This window comes from Rhodopirellula sp. MGV (genome assembly GCF_002251265.1).
Lineage (GTDB): Bacteria > Planctomycetota > Planctomycetia > Pirellulales > Pirellulaceae > Stieleria > Stieleria baltica_A.
This window is the reverse complement of record NZ_NPDI01000022.1, coordinates 24,499-47,066: the sequence shown is the minus strand read 5'-3', so window position 1 is coordinate 47,066 and position 22,568 is coordinate 24,499. Positions and strand designations below refer to the sequence as shown.

Below are 22,568 nucleotides of genomic sequence, written 5' to 3'. Positions count from 1 at the left end.
CGCCGACCATGGCGTGCGTCAAAACTTGGGACGTGTCAACTTGGCGATCACCCCGCGCCGCGCAATCGTCCGTGGCGCCGCGAGTCCGAGCGGCTTGGCACAGTCTCGATTCGAGGTTGACGTCGACTTGGCCGAAAAGTACTCCCAGCAGGCCGCCATCCTCGGTAGCCGCACTCCGTAATCCTGCGATTGGATTGCACTCATACGTATCGCTGCGGTCAGACAGAACCTGAAAAAAATGAACGCGGAGTCCGCCCCGAAAACAAGTTGCTGGAACTACCGATTGTTTTGATCCTTCCAGCCGCCGACAGAACTACTTCAGAAACTCAAGGGTGTAGCAGTCCTTCGCGGTGACCTTGTCTGCCTCGATGACATTTAATTCGACGAGCTGGTCGTACAGTGTTTTCCAGCGTTCGTCAGTCATTGTGCCAACGGAATCGATCGGGGCACCTGCGGGCATCGCCAGCTCTCGCATCACTTCGGCACCGAATTGCAATGCTTCTGGAGTCATCCCTTGTTCGTTGACGGATAAGATTGCTTCGTTCCCCAGTTTGCTGTCCGTCAAATATTCTTTCCATCCTTCGCGTGTCGCGGTGACGAATTTTTGAATCCGCTCGGGATTCTCGCGAATCAATTTTCCGGTCGTGACCAGCACACTGCTGTAAGGGTTGAACCCTAGTTCGCTGACCATCAACGTGTTGACTTCGATGCCTTGCTGTTGGGCCAGCAAGGGTTCTGCACAGCTGTAACCTTGGATCACAATGTTCGGGTCGGCGACCATCGACGCGATGCTGCCGTGATAAGGGACTTCTTGAACATCGTCGAGATAGTGTTTAGCGCGCAGAAACTCAACGAACGCACGTCCGGCTTGACGCTGGAACGTTTTTCCGCCGAGGTCTTCGAACGATTCCACGCCGCTGTCTTTTCGAGCGATGATGCACCGCGGATGATTTTGCATCGCTGCCATCACCGCAACAACATCCAAGCCTTGGGCGCGGAAAATCATCACATCGTCCGCATTCGCCACGGCAAACTGGGCACGCCCCAATTCCAATTCGGGGCCAACCGGGGTCGCCCGCCCACCGGGCTGGATTGACACCTCTAATCCTGCGTCTTGATAGCTATTCTGGGCGAGTGCTTGATACAACCCGCCGTGTTCCGATTCAGGGTACCAATTCAATTGCACCTGCACGGCGTTTGCGTCTTTCGCTGACTCACGGCTGCAACCGGAAGCCAACGCGAGACAGGTCAATGCGAAGCAAGCAATTGCGGTCGAAGCGTTGGCTTTGTGCAGGCGAAGTTGACGTAACATGGCACGGAATTCTTGGGTTGGAGCTGTGCGAAATCGCTAGCATTTTATCAGCCGGCAAGCTGCCCTGGCAGCGGACGAAGCACTTGCGGGATTGCTAGCAACATTGGAAACGAGGTGTGTCGGATTTTTTCGGTTGCAACTGAAGTCGGATTTGGCCTATTCGAAACAACCTCTCTTTACCTGAAAGCTCCGTCCGCGTTAACTTGGCGCATGAAACACGTTTCCTAATGCGCCGGAGTGGACGTGTGATGTGAAACGGATTTTATAGGTCACCGATTTTTCAGGGAAGAAAGTCATGGGCGAAACCATTCACCGCTTGGTGCTCGCCGCCATCTCATTGACATTCATCGCTTCGCCCGAATTCTGCTTTGGACAACAAGGTTCTGCTGCGCAAGGGACAGCCTTGCCAGGATCAGGGATTCAGATTCCACAGTCGTTTGCCGATTCGTCGTTCCCAGATTCGTTGAACGTCGGCGTTGGTAACGCAGCCAATGCACTTGGTCAAAAAGCAAAGAACGCGATCGACACGGCTGTCGACAAAATCACGCCTCCCGATTTCACACGCGGGACGCTTGAACGCGCCAGCACCTTGAACCATGGCCCCACCACCGAACCGTTGACGCAAAACGGAAGACAATGGTTGCCGGATGCTAGCAACGTTTCAAGGCCTTCCACCGAACCTTTCGGTTCAGCGAGCGACCGCAGCGGAGCATCAGGCTTTGGCGGTTTAGGTGCCAATCCGCAAGCATCCGCAACGTCAAACCCACAAAACGCCAGCGGATTTCCCGCGAGCACGCTGCCTACTGAAACGCTGCCGAATACACGAACACAAAACGGTTTCGGCCAAGGTGCCGCAACGACGGCGAACACGACAGCGACCCAACAATCACTCGGTGGCGGATCGAGTTTCGGCAAGCTTCCAGCCAACGTGAGCTTGCCGCCTCGAGCAGGCAACGATCCGTCGACGGCGGCGGCAGGTACCGCAACGGGTTCTCCAGGCTTTGACCTCTACAATACTGAACCTGCCGCGAGTCGAAGAACGACGACGCAGCCGTCCAGCAACCTTTCCTTTCCGGGAACAGCAGCGAGCAACCCGTTCGGGCAATCGGCACGCGGAAGCACGGGGCTTGGAATGACTGGAGTTGGTGCAAACGGTACAGGTGACTATGGGAGCTCGGTGCCAAGCCGTTCTTCGCAATCCACCGGCGCTGTCGCGCTCGGCTTGCCAACCTCAGAAGTCTTTCCCAAACCAAACACGTACGAAACCCGATGGACCGCGGCAGAAATCGCCGTGCTCGGCAAACAGTTCAACCTGTCGCCGAATGACGCTCGGATGAAAAATCCAGAATTCGTTAATCAATTGTATGAGGTGTTCGACGAGCAACGTCAAAAAGAGCGACTTACCGAACAGCAACGCCTGGCCGGACAGGCCCTGAATGGTCAATCTCCGACGGGACAAGTTTACGGCAACTCAACTTTTGGCGGCCAAGGCTACCCGGGGCAGAATCCTGCCGCTCCGTCCGGTGGGCTTGGTCGATCTGGGGTGAGCGATTGGGATCTCTACAGCAACCCCAACGGTCTGGGCCAAACGGCTGGCCAGGCGACCGGTGGAACTGCTGGTGCTAGGGGCCAGGATTATTGGCCGAACCAACAGGGCACGCCTTCGCAGACCGCGTCGCAGCGTCGTGCGACCGGCAAGAAGCTGTTTGACGAAAACGGTTTTCCAGTCGATAGCGAAGGCAACATCTTGGACGCCAATGGCAACCCGGTCGACGAAGCGACGGCTGCCGCGATGATGGCGAAGAAGGTGATGCAGCAGCAGATGGACGAATGGCGGAAAACGCAAGAAGAACGCGAAAAACGTTTGGCAGCCCAGGCGGCCGCCGACCCACAGGCGCGTGTCGCTTCGTCGCGTAATCCTGGTGCATCGACCAGTGATTTGTCGCAAAGGCAGGGCCTTGGTGGCTCGCAAGACCGCACCGGCGATCAAACGGAAAGCAATTCGCCAAGCGATCAGCGTCCCACGGACTTTGCCGGGCTCGGTTCCGAGTCGATTCGCAAGTCGAACCCCTACGTCAACGTCTTATTGTTGTGCTCGCTGGTTTCTAATGCGTTCCTGCTCACGTGGTTGCACCGACTTTGGCAAAACCACCGTGACTTGATCGCGTCCAGTCGAATGTCGGCAAACAGTATCTCGGTCAACGACTAGCGTGTTGATCTGCTACTGAACCGCGACTTGCGGTTGCTCTTTCATCTGATCGCTGCGATAGCGTTCCCATTTCGAACGCAGCCATTCGGTCATCGGGCCTTCGATTCTGGTTGTCACCAGTGTTGCCAAGCTGATCGCAAACACGATCGACAGGGCAAAGCAAACTACCGGCGGATAACCGCTGTGATCGAGTCGATGGATTAACGCACAGCCAAGGTTGTTGTGGCATAGGTACAGCGCGTACGAAATCGTGCTGATGAACAACAGCGGTTTCAGACGCAGGACTGGCACACGCCCATAGGCACAGGCCGTGATCAGTCCCAGGATCAGCAGCGTCGCGACTGGGTTGTGCTTGCCATGATCAATGCTGTGGAACACGAACGCGGCGACTCCGATTCCCGATAGGTTTTTCCAGAGTGGGCCGGTGCCGGTTTTGATCATGTAAAGCAGAAAGCCCATCGTGAATAGCGGCACATAATCCAGCAGCAGCAAATGACGCAGCGATGATGCGAGCGAGAACCAAGCCGTGCCGTCAGCGGTTTCTTTGGCGGCGTCGAGCATAGGGCAAGCCAAATACGAAAGGAGCAGCAGGGTCCCCCAACCGACGAAATAGCGTTTCAGGCCGCCGCAGCGGTACAACGCCACCAGCGTGAAGTAAAACAGCATCTCGACTTGCAGCGTCCACATCACGGGATCAACAAAGTCTTGCCCAAAGATCATCGGCAGCAGGGTCAAGTTGGCTGCCAGTTGTGATGTTGTGAGCGGATGCTCGTTCAGCGGCGCGAGCGAAAGGATCCAGATGTTGGCCAAGATGACAATCAGGAACATTGGCACGATGCGAATCAAGCGGGCAGCGACAAAGTCGACTGGCCTGCCCCGACGCAGCAACGACATGCTGTTGACGAATCCAGAGAGGATGAAAAACATCTCTGTCCCGTAGGCGCCGTAGGGCCATTCAAAACCCAGCGGAGTCGTGAAACCATACTTGACGCTGTAGACGTGCGTCAGGTGGAACAGCATCAGGCTGATTGCCGCCAGGGCTCGCAAGGCGTCGAGTTCGACGATGCGTCGGTGCGGACGAAGGACGTGGTCGTTCGGTGTTGCCGCGTCGGCCATGTTGGGTATCTGAATTACAAGCGAATGGGGTACAGGCAGTCGCTTGTAATTTGGGCCGCGATGAAGCAGCGTTAGGGCTGATTCATGTTGAATGCTTGCCGCCAACCGGAATCTCGAATCTTTCGATCCGATTGAATCGGTTGCGCGGAACAATCATTTTGGTGTTACCGTTCGCGAAACAGTTCGCTGATCGACTGATCGTGGTGAATTCGCTTGATCGCTTCGGCCAGCAACGGCGCGACGGTCAGCTGATTCATCTTCGGCAGCATTTTGTCTGCGGGGATCGGGATCGAATCGGTGAAGGTGATCGAATCGATCGGTGCTTCACGAAGGCGTTCGATCGCCGGACCGCAGAGGACGCCGTGGGTGCATGCGATATGGATCTCGGCGGCACCGGCGGCATGGACCAGCTTGGCCGCGCCGCAGATTGACCCGGCGGTGCTGATCATGTCGTCGAACATCAATGCGATTTTGCCTTCGATGGGGCCGCCGATGATCGTGCTTTGGCGAACTTCGAGGGCGCTGGTGCGGCGTTTATCGACGATTGCCAGCGGTCCGCCCAAGCGTTTTCCGTGTCCGACAGCGCGTTTGATGCTGCCTTCGTCGGGGCTGACAACAACGATTTTATCGTCGGTCAATCCGCGACCGGAGAAGTATTCGTTTAGGACCGGTGCTGCGTAAAGGTGATCGACAGGAACGTCAAAGAAGCCTTGGATCTGCGCGGCATGAAGGTCCATTGTCAGGACACGATCGGCGCCGGCGCGGGTGATCAGGTTGGCGACCATCTTTGCGGTGATCGGCACCCGGCCTTCGTCTTTGCGATCTTGGCGAGCGTAGCCGTAGTAGGGGATCACGGCGGTGATGCGTTCGGCGCTGGCACGTTTGCAGCAATCGATCATCACCAACAACTCGAACAGGTTGTCGTTGACCGGCGGGCAGGTTGGCTGGACCAGGAACACGTCCCGGCCGCGAACGTCTTCGTCCAGTTTGCAGTAGTTCTCGCCGTCGGGGAATTTCCCCAGCGAGATCGCGGCGGGTTCCAAGTGCAAGTGGCGACAGATTTTCATCGCCAACTCGGGGTTTGCCCGACCGCTGAAAATCTTTAGCTCACGCATATCCCATCGTCCGCATGGTTTCGTCGACCAACCGGAGTTCGTCCGGGTTGTTGATTGAAAGTGATTCGCAAGGCTGCAGCGCCGCCAAGGCTTCGACCGGCCGTCCGGCTTCGAACAACAGGCGGGCGCAGTCCGTCAAGTAGTATTCGGCTTGGGCGTTGTTGTTCTTCAATCGCCCGAGTGATTCCAGCAGGTCAGCCGTATTGAACAGATACGTGCTCATGTTCACTTCGCAGATTTCCAATTGCTCGGGCGTCGCGTCTTTGTGTTCGACGATGCCAGTGAATTGTCCCGCTTCGTTACGAACGATCCGCCCCAGTCCGGTCGGGTCGTCCTTTTTCAAGGTGCCGAGCAGCAATGCCAAGTCCGACGCGTTGAAGTGATCCAGCAGGGTTTTCAAGCTGGTCGGCTGGATCAATGGCGAATCGCCAGCGACAACGATGGTCGGCCCGGCTTGGTTGGCCAGTTGTTCACGGCAGCACTGGACGGCGTGGCCGGTACCAAGCTGTTCTTCCTGCAGGACGAAGTCGATGTTGGAATTCGGCCGCGACTGGAGCTCTTTGCGAACCGAATCCGCTTCGTACCCGACCACAACGATCTGTCGATGGATGCCCGCCTTTTCCAAGGCATCGATGACAAAGTGGATCATCGGGCGGTCGACTACTGGGCAGAGGACTTTGGGCAAATCGCTCTTCATGCGAGTGCCTTTGCCGGCCGCGAGGACGACTGCGCAAGGACCTTCGTATTTTGCCCCGTCGTGTTTTGCGGTGCCTTCGAGATGTTCGGAACCTGCGACAGTGTCGCTCGGTCCCGGTTCAGACGAGGGAGTCATGATCGGTCAAATGGAGGAAAATTGGCGTGAACGTTCCTTGAACCGGCATGTTGGCTAGTCGAGGGCGATCGAACAACCACCGGTTGCAGGGCTAGTTTATCAATTCCAGAAAAATCCGCTGGTGGGCGCGATTTTGATCAATAAATCATCCTTTCAGATCACGTCCTTTATCCGTCACATCGCCGTCTTTCTCTCTGCACAGTCAGTTGTCGACAAAGCGTCGACGGGGGCTGCCAACCGAGAGCCCCGATGAGGGGGCGTCGTGTCGCCTACACGATATCGGCCTGCAAGTGAATCACGTGCACGGCAATAACCAGTACGGCACCGCCGGATGGCCATTGTTAACAATTCACTGGTCACCACAATAGAGACGTCGGCCGAGTCGCATCGGCGGCCAAACCAACACCACATCGACTTGCGATCCAACTTTGATGTTTTTCCAACAGATGTCTATCGCCGCCGCCGGGGCCTTTTGTCGTCGTTTGGGTGTTGGCTTGCGGGCCGGTGCGAACCTATTGCGATTGCTCGAAGCTGAGACCAAATATGGCAGTCCTCGCCAGAAAGCGGCGCTTCGTGCATTGCTGGAAGAGATTCAATCGGGGTTTGCGATCAACGAAGCGATGCAGCGGCAAAAGGATTTCTTTCCCCGCTTGATGATCGCGATGACCAAGGTCGGCGAGTCGACCGGAAAGCTCGAACGCACGTTTCTGACCCTGGCGGCACACTACGAGAACCAAGTCAAACTGCGTCGGCAGTTCTTGTCGTCGATCGCATGGCCGATGATCCAATTGACGCTCGCCCTGTTCATCGTCTCGATCGTGATTTATTTGATGGGGATTCTGACGCCGGCGGGTGGTGGTCAGATGACTGACATGCTCGGATTCGGGCTGCGTGGCGGCTCGGGCGTGATGATCTTTTGGTTGTACGTCCTTTGTGTTGCCGCGATGATCGGGGCCGCGATCTATGGTTTCCGCAAGAACCTGGGCGGTGTGCAAAACTTGATTCCGGTGTTTTATATGATCCCTAAGTTTGGCGAGGCCATCCAGACGATCACGTTGGCACGCTTCACACGGATTCTGTCGATCGGTCTCGGCGCCGGCTTGGATCCGATACGCAGTATCAAATTGGCGTTGGCGAGTACGGACAGCGAGTACTATCGCAGCGGCAGTAAAACCGTCGAGGTCGCGATCCAAGAACAGGGCGAAACGATGTCCGGAGCGTTGCGCGCGACGGACCTCTTTCCACCGCAGTTCTTGCATCTGGTCGAAGTCTCGGAGATGTCCGGGACTGAAAGCGAGTCGATCGAGCATATCGCTGACGAATACGAAGCTCGAGCGGCGATGGCGATGCGAGTGATCTCGGGCATCGCCACCGGCGTGGTCTGGTTCTGCGTCGCAGCCGGACTCGTGTTCCTGATCCTGCGTATCGCGATGACCTATGTGAATGGAATCAATTCAGCTTTGGAAGGATTGCGATAGCGGTCGACGATTACAGTTCCGACAGGAATCGAATCAAGTCGCTTGAAGTGACGATCCCGACAAGTTTGTCACCGTCGACGACAGGCAATGCGTGGAACTTGCCTTCACCAAGAACCCTTGCGGCATCGCGAATCGTTCCTGACAAAGAGATTGTCGTCGGATCGGCCGTCATGATGTCGGCAAGCTTGAAGGTGTGATCCATGATCTCGTCCAAATTACGCGCGTCTTCGGTTCCGTACGCGCCAAACGAAACGCGCATAAAGTCGTTCCAGCTGACAATCCCGATCAGCTTTTCGCCGCTGAGTACCGGTACATGGTGGATTCCGGCGCCTTCAAAGATTTTACGCAGCGTCGAAACCGGTTCGCCGTCATGGACGGTTTGCACGGCGGATGACATGACTTTGGAAACAGGTTCATTCTTCTTCATCGCTCAAGTCTCCGTTGGCTGTCGTGATTGGCAAGGCAAGTCGTTCATGGCAAGCGTTTTCAAAACACCAATCACGTTTTGAACGATGTCTTACGTCGATCACGAAAGCGTCGCAATGCATCCTTCGGGGCATGTCCTAAAGTGACGCAGGCAAAGCTAACGCGGCGCGACACCACGTCTCAGCGTGGCTGTTTTTGAATGTCACTTTATGACCACCCAAAGTACGCTTTTATTGCACTCGTTTCAGTTGTGAAACTTTATGGTTGGTTTCGGTCGTGACACAGCCGCCCGATGCGTGCTGTCGTGCACGAATAAAAAAAAGATTGACAGGGTAATGCCAACCCCCTACAGTGCAATTGGCTGACGAACCGACAAACTGTCTGGAAAGGGGACCGTTAGCGAATCAGGAAGACAATTCATACGCCTCCATCGAATTGTCTTGCCTGCACATTTGTGGATAAGGTGTAAGCTCGAAGCGATCGATCAATTGATGTTCGACGTCACCGAGCGGATCTTTAATTCACAAGATTTATGCTTATCACTTCAAAGAGGCGTTTCTTGATGAAAACGAAGTTTGCGTGGGTGAAGTCTGCGTCAACGAAAGCTGCTGCAGGGAAAGCACTGGCAATGCTAACCGCGGCTCTGTTCGTTAGCTCTAGCGTTGAATTGCTTGCCGTTTCGCCCGCCGGTCCCACACCGGCTTCGGTTGCGCTCGGCAAACGGCTTTTCGAGCAGCGTTGGGTAAGTCAAAACCCGCGTTTGGGTAGTGACGGTTTGGGGCCGCTTTTTAACTCTGATTCCTGCCTTGGTTGCCACAATCAAGGCGGTGTCGGCGGTGGCGGCGAAGCCAAGTTCAATGCAAAAACAGTTGGGATCGAAAAGCTTCAAATTGTCGGCGGTGATGTTTCGCCCGATATCCTGGCGGCGATGGTGAAATCATTGCACCCGGGGTTTGAGATCGCTGGTGGTACTCTGATTAATACTTGTGCCATTTCGCACTTTGGCGGATCAAACTTGTATGATGCCGGCCGGTCTAAATTGCTTAGTACGCTGCCGGCTGAGTTTGCGGACGAAGGTGGTTCTGCGAACGCATCTGAAGTCCGTCGGGCAAATGCGTTTCCAATTACCTATCAAACCAAGTCGGGTGACTACACCCTGACCGTGCAAGCGCGTTTATTCCAACGCAATACGACGGCTCTCTATGGTGCAGGTTTACTAGACCAGGTTCCTGACCTGGCAATTAAACAACAGGCGAACGCTCAGAAGAAACACCCTGAAATTAGCGGTCGTCCATCGACCTTGCGCGATGGCCGATTTGGAAAATTCGGTTGGCGTGGAAACCTTGCTTCTTTGATCGACTTCACCGATCAGGCTTGCGCCAACGAAGTTGGCTTGCGGACGAATCGGCGACCACAGCCAAGCGACCCAACCAACCCCAGCTATCGCAATCCGGCTGTCGATATTTCTACCGACCAAGTGCGTGCAATGCGTGACTTCTTGGCGGCGCTGCCGGCCCCTTCACGTCGAGTTCCGGCGGAGCCTGAAGATCAATTGCAAGTGCGCCAAGGCGAGCAGTTGTTTGCATCGGTCGGATGCGCCGTTTGCCATGTGCCGAATCTTGGACCTGCGACGGGCGCATACACCGATTTGTTGCTGCATGAGATGGGCGCAGTTTCGATGGACTTGAATCATGCCGAGCCATACGTCCGCGATGTTTCGCTCGAACGAGTTCCGCGATTGTTGAGTAGTCGCCAGCTAACGGGCGATGCGACCGGTACCGAAACGGTGATGGGCGCTTATTATGGTCCCTCGACGGAAATTCAAGTTACGACGGATCAATTCGACAGTCCGCAAGCTTTTTCGAGGGACCTTCCCGTCCAGCGAGAAACGACAAGTGGGTACCGTCCGAACCGCCGCGCACTCGCCGCTCAGCGATTGTTCAGGCGAAGCCCCGGCTTCGAATTCGTCGCGCCACAATATCCTTCGGAAACGATTCTCGTTACACCGAAATCGACAGAGAAGATATTGGATGCGTCAAAGTCAACGAAGGTTGACAAGATTGTGGTTGACAGCAGCATCAATCGAGAGGAATTCACTCGCTCGACAACCAGCCTCGTCGGTGACTTCCATGACACGACGGACCAGACACTGATGATGGACACATACCTGCGGGTCCGGTTTGAGCCGACGAAGTTCAACGAAGAATGGCGGACGCCGCCGTTGTGGGGTGTTGCCGATTCGGCTCCCTACATGCATGACGGCCGCGCCGAAACGTTGTTAGAAGCGATCACGATGCATGACGGCGAAGCCGCAGGGACTCGCGATCGATTCTTGACACTTCCCAAGTCTGGCCGAGACGCGGTGTTGGCGTTCCTGGAAACGATGGTCGCTCCCGTGGCTCAGCCGCTGACTTCCGTCGCCACTCGCTAGTGGGCGTCTCTGAATTGCACCCCCACCGACAATGATGTCGTGGGGGACACGTTCGCGGTCATCGCCGAAGACGCACCCCGTTCAGATCTGGACGCTTGCCGCTTTATCGCTCATTTGAACGTCCGGACCAAGCGGAGCCCCGTGAGCTTGCTTGCGGAATTCGAGCGGCGAAAGATTGGCCCATTTCTTAAACGAGTTGCTGAACGAAGAGCCGTTCTCATAGCCGACCATGCGGCCAATCGCTGTCACGCCCAGGCCGCCTTCGGAAAGCAGTCGGCAGGCGAGCTTCATTCGCACTTCTGTGAGGTGGCGAAGCGGTGGTTCGCCAACCAAGCTACGGAAGCGTTCGGCAAACGTTGACCGCGAAAGGCGTGCGAGTCTCGCCATCATGGGGACCGTCCACGGCAGCGAAGGGTCTGACCAAATTTTGCGAATCACCGGGCCGATGTTGCGATCCGACAATGCATCCATCAGCTCTTGCGGCATTTCGAAGAAATCAGGAATCGAGCGATCCAATTCTGTCGCCAACGCTTGCAGCAAGATCGCTTCGGCGAGCTTGCTGATGATCAGCTGATTGCCCCAGGTCTCGCCGTCGAAACCTAGGCGTGCCGCGTTCTCAAGCAAGCCATTCGATCGGCGCAAGCTTTCAAACTCTCTGCACTGGATCAACGTCAGCGATGGGAGCAACTTGTCGATCCGATTGTGCTCAAGTCCGATCGCGTCAAAGGTAGCGAGCAGGACTTTCGCGGCACCGCCCGCAGGTTGGATGAGTGTTTCCTGTGCACCCGTCGAAACGGCGTGGTCGCCACTGGTTAAATGGACTGTGTCACTTGAACCCGCTAAAGTGACGGTGACTTCGCCACCTTGGACTACCACCAAGACCGCCGTGCCATCGGGGATGCGGACGCAATCAGAGGTTCCAATAACTCGCATGGCAGTCTCCCAGCGTGGCAAATACAGGGATGCCAGCAGGGTTTCGACCATCCTGGGCGACTGGGGTTCAAGCTCGGGGACCATTGACAACGCGATATGAAAATTTAGGCAGTTTGAATTAGTTGAACACCAAAGATTGCGAGCGGTTCCGCCAGCAATCGCATTTTTCGAAGTCCTCGACTTCGGGGTGATCTAGCGTCTGGCCGTTTGAGTGGGGCGGGTTTGTATACTCGGCACAGGGCGGCCAAACAGCGATCGAAACAACCACGCAACTCGTCCGACTGATCAACAAACATCACGGCAGGCCGCCGATCCCGCGGGACTTCTTGCCAGCTCCAATCGCACTCGCGGTGGTGGTAGCGATCCCTAGCAATGCACGCGTCGCGAGCGTATGGCTGGCGAACAAGACCGGAGGAATTCGCAAGTGTTTCGGAGTATCTACGGGGCTGGCTGCGTGGCGATGCGCATTTGCGAATTCATTGACTCAAGCGGAATTCCGGCCAACGCTGGTTCGGTCGGCTATCCGGCAAGCATGGCAATTGGTTGCGGCGGATATCGGCGGCGGTTAAAGTCTATAGACTTCTGTAGCTTTCTGTTGAATCGAGCCATGAACACCACACACGCCCAAGCCGCGTACCAACATTTGCGTGACCGATTGATCGCTGGCGAATTCGCTCCCGGTAGTCGTATTCGCTACGGGCCGATCGGACGTGAGTTGGGAATTAGTGCGACGCCGGTCCGCGAAGCGATCGGGTTGTTGGCCAACGAAGGCTTTGTCGAACTGGTGCCACAACTTGGTGCGGTTGTCCGATCGATCGGCGCAGAGGAGCTAGTCGAGCTGTATGAAGTCCGCGAAGCGATCGAACCTTATGCGGCAAGCAAAGCCGCGATTCGATCGACCCCGACGCAGCAGCAGACGATCGCCCGCACGCTCAAACGGATGCGTGACATCGCCGCGAAGGTCAAGCGTCGAAAGAAACCACTCGCCAATGTCGACGAGTGTTTGGAATTCGAAAAAGCCGACCTCGCCTTTCACATGTTGGTGATCAACAGCGGCGGCAACCAAATGATGGTTCGGCTGAGTGAAAACTCGAACACACTCACTCGCGTCTTTGCGACGCCTCGCCATGGCTATGACGACGCGATCATGGCCGCGACATGCGATGATCATCAACGGGTGTTGGATGCAATCATCGCAGGGGACAGTGACGAAGCCGCCAAAGCGATGCAGCGTCACATTCGCGCCGGATTGGAAATTACTTTGGAAGCGATTCAGTCGCAGCAAACCGAACGTTGGGAAATCAAGTGACTCAAAACGTCAAATCCATTCGCGGTATCGTGCCGCCTCTCGTCACGCCGTTGTCCGATCGCGACGTGCTGGATCATGATGGACTACAGCGATTGCTAGACCATGTGATCGCAGGCGGGGTGGCAGGTGTATTTATCTTGGGAACGACCGGTGAAGCGCCCAGTCTGAGCTATCGGCTGCGTCGCGAAATGATTTCCCGGACGGTCGAAATCGTTGCCGGACGGGTTCCTGTGTTGGTCGGCGTCACTGATACCGCGTTCGTCGAAACCGTCGCCTTGGCCGGATACGCGGCGCAGGTTGGTGCCGATGCCGCGGTGTTGACCACACCGTATTACTTTCCGGCAGGCCAAACGGAACTGACACGCTATGTGCAAAACATTGCTCCGCTGATTCCGTTGCCATTGATGCTTTACAACATGCCAGGACTGACGAAAGTTTGGTTCGAAATCGAAACGCTGCGAACGCTTTCGGAAATCGATTCCATCATCGGCGTGAAAGACAGCAGCGGTGATCTGGAGTACTTTGCCGAAGTTTGCAAACTAAAATCAATTCGACCCGATTGGTCGGTGTTGATCGGACCCGAGATCATGCTTCGTGAAGCGGTCGAACTCGGCGGTGACGGTGGCGTCAACGGCGGAGCGAATGTGATGCCAACAACGTTCGTCGACTGGTTCAAGGCCATCGTCAGTGGAGACCAAGCTGCCGCTGCGAAGGGTTTCGAAGCGGTCCGTGAGTTCCAGCGAATCTACGACATCGGGAAATACGCATCACGGCATATCAAAGCGACCAAGTCGGCATTGTCACTGATCGGCATCTGCGACGACTTGCCGGCTGATCCGTTCAACCGTTTTCTAGATCCCGAACGAAAACGCGTTGCTGAGATTCTGGGTGGAATCGGGATCACGTTATCGGACCAACACCGCCAAACCGCCGAGGTCGATTGATGATCGACGTGTCGGGCATCTTGGCGATCGCGCAGGACGGCGAACAAGAAGGCTATTTCGGTGCGGTTGACTGGACCGTGTTGGTGGTTTACTTCGCAGGAATCCTGGGGATCGGAGTTTACTTCTGGCGACGGAACACCTCGTCCGATGAATTTACCGCCGGTGGCCGATCATTGCCCGGCTGGCTTTGTGGGATGTCGATCTTTGCGACGTACCTGAGCAGCATCAGTTACCTCGCGTTGCCCGGCAGTGTCTTTGTCGCGAACTGGAATGCGTTTGCCTTTTCGCTCGCCTTACCGCCAGCGGCATGGATCGCGGTTCGTTATTTCTTGCCAATGTACCGTGCGTCTGGCGAAGTCAGTGCCTACTCGCTGCTTGAACATCGCTTCGGGTTGTGGGCCAGGATTTTCGCGAGCAGTTTTTATCTGTTGTTTCAAGTCGCACGGATCGGCGTGGTGATGTACCTCATGGCGCTGCCGATGTCCGTGTTGTTTGGCTGGGACATTCGTGTGTTGATTATCGTCACGGGGATCATCGTGACCGCGTACTCGTTTATTGGCGGTGTCACCGCGGTGATCTGGGCTGATGCGGTTCAGGCCTTTGTACTACTCGCTGGTGCGATCCTTGCGTTGGTATTGATCATGACCGGGATGCCGGAAGGGCCTTCACAAGTGATCTCAATTGCAAATGACAACGCAAAGTTTTCATGGGGTAGTTGGTCGCCGACTGTGATTAACGAGAAAACGTTTTGGGTCGTGCTGGTCTACGGGTTGTTCGAGAATTTGAAAAACTTCGGCGTCGATCAAAGCTATGTCCAGCGCTACGTTGCATCCAGTAGCGATCGCGAGGCCGCGAAAAGTATCTGGCTTGGGGCGCTCTTGTATGTCCCGGTCAGTGCATTGTTCTTGTTTATCGGGACGGCGCTGTATGGTTTTTATCAAAGCCAGCCCGACCAGTTGCAAGAGGTTCGGCAAATCGTTGTTGACCAGAAACTGATGCAGGCCGGAATCGGCACCGATTCACCCGGTTACGCTGACAAACGCGCCGAGATCGTTGCGACGTTGAAAGAGAGTGAACTTGGTGACAAGGTCTTCCCCCATTTCATCGCCGCTCATCTGCCGATTGGTATCCGAGGTTTGTTGATCGCGGCTGTGTTCGCCGCCGCAATGAGTACGGTGTCGACCGGGTTGAACTCGTCCGCCACGCTGGTGATGAGTGACTTTTTTGTACGTCTGAAACAGCCCGATGCGGACGATTCCCAGCGAATGAGTGTGCTTCGTAAAGCGACGTTGATCTGGGGAACGATGGGGACCGCGATGGCGTTGGTGCTGGTCCGTTTGACGAACAGCATTCTGGATATTTGGTGGACGCTGTCCGGCGTGCTGGGTGCCGGAATCGTTGGGCTGTTTTTACTTGGGGTGACGTCTCGCAAGATCACCGGTTTGCAAGCGATCGGCATTCTTTCGTTCGGAATGGTGCTGATCGCCTGGATGACGTTTTCCATCACGGATTATTGGCCCGGTGTTTTCGCAGAAGTCGCCAGCCCGTTCCACCAGTACTTGATCATCGCCATTGGTCCGTTGGCGATCATCTTTGCCGGTCAATTGATCGATCGGCTGCAACGCGATTCCTCCACCGGAGTTCAATGATCGGTTGAGTTCCTCCCCCGCTTTTCTCCCACTTCCCTGCCCTCCCCACCTCGAGAACCTCTCATGATGAAGCGTCTGATCGCATCGCTCGCAGCTGTTGCATCATTCACCGGTACCAGCCAGGCCGCAGAGACTGATTACAAACTTCGGCTGCTTGAATACAACCAACCCGACGTGGTCGTTGACTTAGGCGTTGGCTTGTGGGCATGGCCGATGCCGATGGACTATGACGGCGATGGCGACAATGACTTGTTGGTCGCGTGTCCTGACAAGCCGTCCAATGGTGTCTACTTTTTCGAAAATGCCAGCGACGACCCCAGCAACCCGATGCCGGTGTTTCGTCCCGGCGTTCGACTTGGCAAAGCAACGCAGAATATGCAGGTGAGCTATGTCGATGGACAGCCACGTGTCTTGCAGCCCGGCAATGAGTATGCACGTGACGCGGCGACGGGGAAATTCGATTTCGAGAAAGCTACTAAGATCTATTCCCAAGCAAACGTCCATCAAAACGGTGTCCGAGCGAACATGTGGCGGTACGTCGATTTCGATGGAGACGGCGATCAAGACATCGCGGTTGGTGTTGGCGATTGGACGGATCTGGCCTGGGATCATGCCTACGACTCGATGGGACGCTGGCAAAACGGTCCGTTGCATGGCTATGTCTACATCATCAAAAATGAAGGTAGTGCTGAATCGCCCAACTACTCCGATAAACCTGTGCGTTTACAAGCCGCTGGCGGAGACATCGATGTCTTCGGTTGGCCTTCACCAAACTTCGCCGACTTCGACGGGGATGGTGACCTCGACTTGTTGTGCGGCGAATTCCTCGACGGCTTCACGTACTTCGAAAACGTCGGATCACGCGAAAAGCCTGACTACGCGGCGGGCTCGCGATTGAAAGACGACACCGGCGCCCCGTTGGTCTTGCACTTGCAAATGATCACGCCAACCGCGTTCGATTGGGACAGCGATGGTGACCTCGATTTGATCGTTGGTGACGAAGACGGCCGAGTGGCGTTCGTCGAAAACACAGGAACGCTTGACGGTGCTTTGCCCGTGTTCAAGGCACCTGTCTATTTTCAGCAGCAAGCCGATTCGCTGAAATTCGGTGCCCTCGCGACTCCCTATGCCTATGACATCGATGGCGACGGTGACCAAGACATCGTGTGTGGCAACACCGCCGGAAATATCGCGATCTTCACCAACGAAGGCCCCGGCGAAAATGGCTTGCCCAAGTGGTCGGCACCGCAATTGGTTCAAGTGAAAACAACCGCCGGCACCAGCGAACCGTTTCGTGTGATGGCAGGCGCAAACGGTTCGATTCAAGGCCCCTGTGAAGCGAAGTGGGGCTACACGACATTGTCGGTCGCGGATTGGGACGGTGATGGAGATGGCGACATCATCTACAACTCGATCCTGTCGCAACTTGGTGTGCTAATCAACGAAGGAGGCACGTTCCACAACGTTGCTTTTGACGATGGGCCGAGCGAAGCACCGCCGGCTTGGTATTGGTGGCGAACAAAATCTCCCGCCGCACTGACGCAATGGCGTACAACACCCGTTGCGATTGATTTTGACGATGACCAAACCCTGGACCTCGTGTTACTAGACCAGCAAGGGTACCTGACTCTTCGGCGTGGAGACCCGTCGACGGGTTCGGTAGGTGCCGCGGAACGGATCTTTGTCGACGCGGACGCTCAACCGTTGCAGCTGAATCGAAACTCGGCGGGACGATCCGGACGTGTCAAATTGGATGTCGTGGATTGGGACGGAGACGGCAAGTTGGACGTCTTGGTCAATTCAGAAAACGCGACCCTGTACCGCAATTGTTCGGAACGTGACGGCAAGGTGCTATTGAAAAAGGTCGGTAATTTGGCTGCCAGGAATGTTGCCGGTCACACCAGCAGCCCCGCAGGATGTGATTTCGACAACGACGGTAAACCTGACCTTCTGGTCGGTGCCGAAAACGGCCGCCTGTACTTTGCCAAACACGATGATTGCATCCATTTCACGGAACAACAGATGACGGCTTCGTTCAAGTCTACCAACAACGGAACCGAGGAACCGAGCGATGCGATCGTTCGTGAAGCGTTCGTCTTTGATAATCCGCCGACGCCGCAGTGCCATGCTTCCACGGTTTGCATGACCAGTCGTGGTTTGGTTGCCGCATGGTTCGCGGGGACGCGTGAAAAGAACAAGGACGTTGGCATTTGGACCAGCTACAACGACGGCGGAAATTGGTCGCGTCCGCAGCAGGTTGCCACCGGCGTCCAGCACGACGGTTTGCGTTATCCCTGCTGGAATCCAGTGTTGTACCAAGCCCCCGGTGACGGGCCGTTGATGCTGTTTTTCAAAGTCGGGCCGGATCCACAATCTTGGTGGGGCGAGCTAATGATCAGCTACGATCGCGGACGGACGTTTCGGGATCGAAAACGCTTGCCCGAAGGGATCGATGGTCCCGTCCGATGCAAGCCGTTCCTACTAAACGACGGCACGCTGCTTTGTGGTTCCTCGACCGAAAACGCGGGGTGGCGAATTCACTTTGAAAAAACGGAGTTAGAAAACGGCGTGCCGGCAGGGACATGGAAACGCATCGGCCCGATCAATGATGCGTCCACGTTCAATGCGATCCAGCCGACGATCATGCGGAGAGCAGACGGCACGTTGGTCGCTCTGTGCCGAACCAAGGAAGGCGTGATCGCCAGCACGGAATCAAGCGACGATGGCGAGACGTGGTCGAAGCTAGAAGCGACGGAACTGCCCAACCCGAATTCGGGAATCGATGTCGTGACGCTCGCCGATGGACGGCATTTGTTGATCTACAACCATCTCGATAGCGGAGACACGGGCTGGGGACGCCGCGGGCTGTTGAATCTGGCGATCTCGGAAGATGGCAGGACTTGGAAACAAGTCGCGACGCTGGAGCAAGAGCCGAAAGCAGAGTTCAGTTACCCGGCGATCATTCAATCGGACGACGGGATGGTGCACGCCGTTTACACCTGGAAACGGCAGAAGGTCAAGCATGTGGTGATCGACCCAACGCGATTGTAGTGAGCGATCGCTTGACCTTGTGCCAGGGCTTTAATCTTGTGACAGGGCTCCGCCTTGTCACACACTGTCTTGCAGGCTCCGCCTGCCGTTTTGTTGGTCTGGGTGTGAAGTGGGCAGGCGGGAGCCTGCGATCATTGCGTCACAAGGCGGGAGCCTTGTAACGAGTGCTGGGTTGAACTTGTGACAGGGCTCTGCCTTGTCACACACTGTCTTTCAGGCTTCGCCTGCCGTTTTGTTGGTCTGGGTTTGAACTTGGCAGGCGGGAGCCTGCGAACATTGCGTTACAAGGCGGGAGCCTTGTAACGAGTGGTGGCTTGACCTTGTGACAGGGCTCCGCCTTGTCACACACTGCCTTGCAGGCTCCGCCTGCCGTTTCGTTGGTCTGGATTGTGCTGGGCAGGCGGGAGCCTGCATGCATTGCGTCACAAGGCGGGAGCCTTGTAACGAGTGTTGGGTTGACCTTGTGACGGGGCTCTGCCTTGTCACACACTGTCTTACAGGCTCTGCCTGTCGTCTTGTTGTTTCGGGTGTGTGTTGGCTGGCGGGAGCCTTGTAACGAGTGGTCGACTTGCAAGCAGGCCGTTAGTGAAAATCTCTTGAGCGGAGACGCAAGCCTTCGACTTCACTCGAAAGATCCGTCAGGCGACCGACGATGATGTGGATCACGCCTTGTTTGTTTTCGAGCTTGCCTTCCACCAGCCAAGCGTTGCTCGTTTTGGCAACTTGAAAAAACGCTTGCCAAACCTGTGGAAAAATCACGAGGTTCATCGAACCCGTTTCGTCTTCCAAGGTGACGAACGTGATTCCTTTGGCGGTACCAGGACGCTGGCGGATGGTGACCAAGCCCGCGATGCGGACATGACGACCGTCACGCAGTCCAGGCAATTGTTCCGCCGTGACGCAGCGTTTCTGACGAAGCTCGTCGCGAGCAAAAGACATCGGGTGCGCTTTCAGACTCATCCCGGTCGTGTTGTAGTCCGCAAAGACTTCTTCCAGTGGCGACATCGCCACCAAATCTTCCGGCAACGCTTCGTCCTCGTCCAGCGAGTCTAATAGCGGTGCATTCTGTGGATCATCGGATTGTCCGAGCGATTGCCAAACCGCGGCACGACGATCGCCAACCAAGCCTTTCAATGCGTCCGCATCAGCGAGCAGCGAAACGACCGACTGACCGATCTTGGCTCGCCGCGTGATATCGGTTACGTCGCGGTAGGGACCACCACGTTCACGCTCGGCGGCAATGCGTTGGCCGTCTTCGTTTGGCAAGCCACGAATGGTTTGCAAGCCCAACCTGATTGCTGGACCACGACCCGAAGGAGTTTGCTGGAGCGAGGATTCAAAGTCGCTTTGATTGACGTCGACCGGAAGCACTTCGACGCCATGCTTTTGTGCGTCGGCGACTAGTTGGGCCGGGGCGTAGAATCCCATCGGTTGGCTATTCAGCAGCGAGCAGCAAAACGCGGCGGGATAGTGTCGTTTTAAAAAGCAAGACACGTAAACCAAAAGCGCAAAGCTGGCGGCATGCGATTCGGGGAATCCATATTCTCCGAAGCCACGGATTTGATTGAACACTTGCTCGGCGAATTTGCCAGTCAGCCCGTTCTGTTTCATCCCGTCGAGCAGTTTGATCCGGAACTTGTCGATCACCCCGGGGCGACGCCAAGCGGCCATCGCACGCCGGAGTTGGTCGGCCTCGCCTGGGGTAAAGCCGGCGGCGACAACCGCCAACCGCATCGCTTGTTCTTGAAATATCGGGACGCCAAGCGTCTTGTGTAGTACCTGTTTGATCGCGTCGTTCGGATAGCGAACCGCACTCGGGTTCTCGCGGGCTTTCAAGTACGGGTGGACCATGTCGCCTTGGATCGGACCGGGACGCACGATCGCGACCTCGACGACCAAGTCATAGAAACAGCGTGGACGCAACCGAGGCAGCATGCTCATCTGCGCTCGACTTTCGATTTGAAAGACGCCCATCGTGTCGGCTTTGCAAATCATGTCGTACGTCGGTCGGTCACCATGCGGAATCGTTGACAGCGACCATGATTTTCCGTGGTGTTGCCGAACCAATTCGAAGCATCGACGGATTGCCGAGAGCATTCCCAGCGAAAGCACGTCGACTTTCAAAATGCCCAGCTCGTCCAAGTCATCTTTGTCCCACTGAATGACGGTGCGGCCTTCCATCGCCGCGTTCTCGATCGGGCACAGTTCACAGAGCTTGCCGGCTGACATCACCATGCCGCCGACGTGTTGCGACAGGTGCCGCGGAAATCCCATCAGGTTCTGCACCAAATAGGCAAACCGCTGACCGATGTCGGATTCGATATCCAGTCCACATGCGTCGAGACCATTGGGGATTTTTTCGTCAGTGCCACGATAGTCCCCGGCCATTTTGGACAGCGAATCGATCATGTCGGCTGACAAGCCCAAAGCTTTACCAACTTCACGAATCGCACTTTTCCCGCGATAACTCGTCACCGTCGCGGTCATGCCGGCGCGATCGCGTCCGTATTTTTCATAGAGGTATTGCAGCACCTCTTCGCGACGTTGGTGTTCGAAGTCAACATCGATGTCGGGGGCTTCGTTGCGTTCGCGACTGATGAAACGTTCGAACAGCAAATCGTTTTGCGTCGGGTCGACGCTGGTGATACCAAGGCAGTAACACACGGTGCTGTTGGCAGCGCTACCGCGGCCTTGGCATAGGATATCGCGGCTACGGGCAAAGCGGACCATATCCCAGACGGTCAGGAAGTACGCTTCATAATGCAGCTCCTCGATCAACTCCATCTCGTGACGCAGCAGATCGATGACGTGTGGTGGGACCCCATCCGGCCAGCGTTGCAGCGCGCCTTCCCAAGTCAACCGCTTGAGGTGTTCGATCAGCGACATCCCTGGCGGAGCGATTTCCTCAGGGTATTCGTATCGCAATTCGGCCAAGCTGAATTGGCATCGGCTAGCGATTTCGACGGTGCGTTCGACCGCGCCGGGAAGGTCACGAAAGAGAAACTGAATCTCTTTCAATGACCGCATGTGGTACTGGCTGTTTGCAAACCGTTGTTGGTGGACTTGATCGATCGTCGTGCCATTTCGAATGGCTGTCACACAATCGTACAGCAGCATTCGTTCGGCGGTGTGATAGTGAACGTTGCCGGATGCGACACAGGGAACACCAGATTGAAGGGCGAGTTCTTGGTAGCGATTCGCTGTGGCGCGATCGTCGGGGCCCATGTGCAGCGAGCACAACAGATACGCGGACCGTTGAAACGTGTCACGAAACGGCCCACGCAGGAACTCGCGTGTCAGCTCGGGACGTGATCCGTCGACGCCGTCTGCACGCAACGCACCCGCGATCATGCCTTCGCTGAATTCGACGACGTCTTCCCAGCGAATTTCGCTCTCGCCTTTTTCGCAGCGCAGCCGCCCGCGGGAAATCAATTGGCAAAGTCTGCCGTAGGCGTCGCGATCGGTCGGCCACAGCACCATCGCCGGGGCGTCCACCGGATGGATTTCCGAACCGACGATGTAGTGAAAATCGGCATCGCGAGCGGTCCCGAATCCTCGAACCACTCCAGCCAAGGTTTCCTGGTCTGTTAGCGCCATCGCGGCATAACCGAGCTCGATTGCCCGGCTGACCAGCTCGTCGGGGTGAGACGCCCCACGCAAAAAGGTGAAGTTGCTTTTACAGTGCAGTTCCGCGTATCGCATGGATCAACGGTAGACGCCTGATCGAAAGTTGACAACGCCTGCCCCCGGGCGGATTGCTGGG

General features: G+C 56.1%; 15 protein-coding genes. 8 read left to right on the top strand and 7 right to left on the bottom strand.

The window, feature by feature from the left end; translation table 11 throughout:
* Positions 1–181 (top strand): hypothetical protein (locus CGZ80_RS27875; protein ID WP_158222598.1); only part of this gene is annotated, 181 nt, incomplete at its 5' end.
* Between the two features lie 132 nt (positions 182–313).
* Here the strand turns inward: CGZ80_RS27875 and CGZ80_RS07580 are convergent.
* Positions 314–1,312 carry an ABC transporter substrate-binding protein gene (locus CGZ80_RS07580; protein WP_094412974.1) on the bottom strand — a complete coding sequence of 333 codons (999 nt, stop codon included), beginning with the start codon at positions 1,310–1,312 and terminating at the stop codon, positions 314–316.
* Between the two features lie 295 nt (positions 1,313–1,607).
* Between CGZ80_RS07580 and CGZ80_RS07575 the strand changes: the two genes are divergently transcribed.
* A complete protein-coding gene (locus CGZ80_RS07575) occupies positions 1,608–3,521 on the top strand; it encodes a hypothetical protein (protein WP_094412972.1) in 1,914 nt (637 codons plus the stop codon).
* A 12-nt stretch (positions 3,522–3,533) separates the two neighbouring features.
* Here the strand turns inward: CGZ80_RS07575 and CGZ80_RS07570 are convergent, their stop codons facing one another.
* The 3 genes from CGZ80_RS07570 to CGZ80_RS07560 all read right to left on the bottom strand — a co-directional run bounded on the left by CGZ80_RS07570 (position 3,534) and on the right by CGZ80_RS07560 (position 6,584).
* Positions 3,534–4,637: an acyltransferase family protein gene (locus tag CGZ80_RS07570; RefSeq protein ID WP_094412969.1), complete on the bottom strand. Its 1,104-nt coding sequence runs from the start codon at positions 4,635–4,637 to the stop codon at positions 3,534–3,536.
* Positions 4,638–4,801: 164 nt separating this feature from the next.
* Positions 4,802–5,752 (bottom strand): ribose-phosphate diphosphokinase, encoded by a 951-nt coding sequence (locus CGZ80_RS07565; protein WP_094412967.1) that lies wholly within the window; start codon positions 5,750–5,752, stop codon positions 4,802–4,804.
* Positions 5,745–6,584 carry a sugar phosphate nucleotidyltransferase gene (locus tag CGZ80_RS07560; RefSeq protein WP_094412965.1) on the bottom strand — a complete coding sequence of 280 codons (840 nt, stop codon included), beginning with the start codon at positions 6,582–6,584 and terminating at the stop codon, positions 5,745–5,747. Before CGZ80_RS07560 ends, CGZ80_RS07565 begins: the two co-directional genes overlap by 8 nt.
* Positions 6,585–7,030: 446 nt before the next feature.
* Here CGZ80_RS07560 and CGZ80_RS07555 point away from each other — a divergent pair, with 446 nt between their 5' ends.
* The gene (locus CGZ80_RS07555) at positions 7,031–8,062 is read left to right on the top strand and encodes a type II secretion system F family protein (protein ID WP_233148291.1); all 1,032 of its coding nucleotides are present in this window, start codon (positions 7,031–7,033) and stop codon (positions 8,060–8,062) included.
* Between the two features lie 10 nt (positions 8,063–8,072).
* Here CGZ80_RS07555 and CGZ80_RS07550 read toward each other — a convergent pair whose 3' ends face one another.
* Complete coding sequence (locus CGZ80_RS07550) at positions 8,073–8,489, bottom strand: CBS domain-containing protein (RefSeq protein ID WP_094412961.1); 417 nt, start codon at positions 8,487–8,489, stop codon at positions 8,073–8,075.
* A gap of 561 nt (positions 8,490–9,050) precedes the next feature.
* Between CGZ80_RS07550 and CGZ80_RS27555 the strand changes: the two genes are divergently transcribed.
* Positions 9,051–10,919, top strand: coding sequence for a di-heme oxidoredictase family protein (locus CGZ80_RS27555; RefSeq protein ID WP_143543788.1), 1,869 nt, complete (start codon positions 9,051–9,053; stop codon positions 10,917–10,919).
* Between the two features lie 81 nt (positions 10,920–11,000).
* On the opposite strand, the gene CGZ80_RS07540 is transcribed toward CGZ80_RS27555, so the two are convergent.
* On the bottom strand, positions 11,001–11,903 hold the full coding sequence (locus CGZ80_RS07540) for a helix-turn-helix transcriptional regulator (RefSeq protein WP_158222597.1): 903 nt from the start codon (positions 11,901–11,903) through the stop codon (positions 11,001–11,003).
* A 556-nt stretch (positions 11,904–12,459) separates the two neighbouring features.
* On the opposite strand from CGZ80_RS07540, the gene CGZ80_RS07535 reads away from it, so the two are divergent.
* From CGZ80_RS07535 to CGZ80_RS07520, 4 genes are all read left to right on the top strand, one after another.
* Positions 12,460–13,161 carry a GntR family transcriptional regulator gene (locus CGZ80_RS07535; RefSeq protein ID WP_094412984.1) on the top strand — a complete coding sequence of 234 codons (702 nt, stop codon included), beginning with the start codon at positions 12,460–12,462 and terminating at the stop codon, positions 13,159–13,161.
* Positions 13,158–14,105 (top strand): dihydrodipicolinate synthase family protein, encoded by a 948-nt coding sequence (locus CGZ80_RS07530; protein WP_094412958.1) that lies wholly within the window; start codon positions 13,158–13,160, stop codon positions 14,103–14,105. Before CGZ80_RS07535 ends, CGZ80_RS07530 begins: the two co-directional genes overlap by 4 nt.
* Positions 14,105–15,754, top strand: a complete 1,650-nt coding sequence (locus tag CGZ80_RS07525; protein WP_094412956.1) for a sodium:solute symporter — start codon at positions 14,105–14,107, stop codon at positions 15,752–15,754. Before CGZ80_RS07530 ends, CGZ80_RS07525 begins: the two co-directional genes overlap by 1 nt.
* Before the next feature lie 66 nt (positions 15,755–15,820).
* Positions 15,821–18,805: an exo-alpha-sialidase gene (locus CGZ80_RS07520; protein WP_094412982.1), complete on the top strand. Its 2,985-nt coding sequence runs from the start codon at positions 15,821–15,823 to the stop codon at positions 18,803–18,805.
* Between the two features lie 582 nt (positions 18,806–19,387).
* Here CGZ80_RS07520 and CGZ80_RS07515 read toward each other — a convergent pair.
* On the bottom strand, positions 19,388–22,507 hold the full coding sequence (locus tag CGZ80_RS07515; protein ID WP_094412954.1) for an error-prone DNA polymerase: 3,120 nt from the start codon (positions 22,505–22,507) through the stop codon (positions 19,388–19,390).
* Positions 22,508–22,568 lie beyond the last annotated feature (61 nt).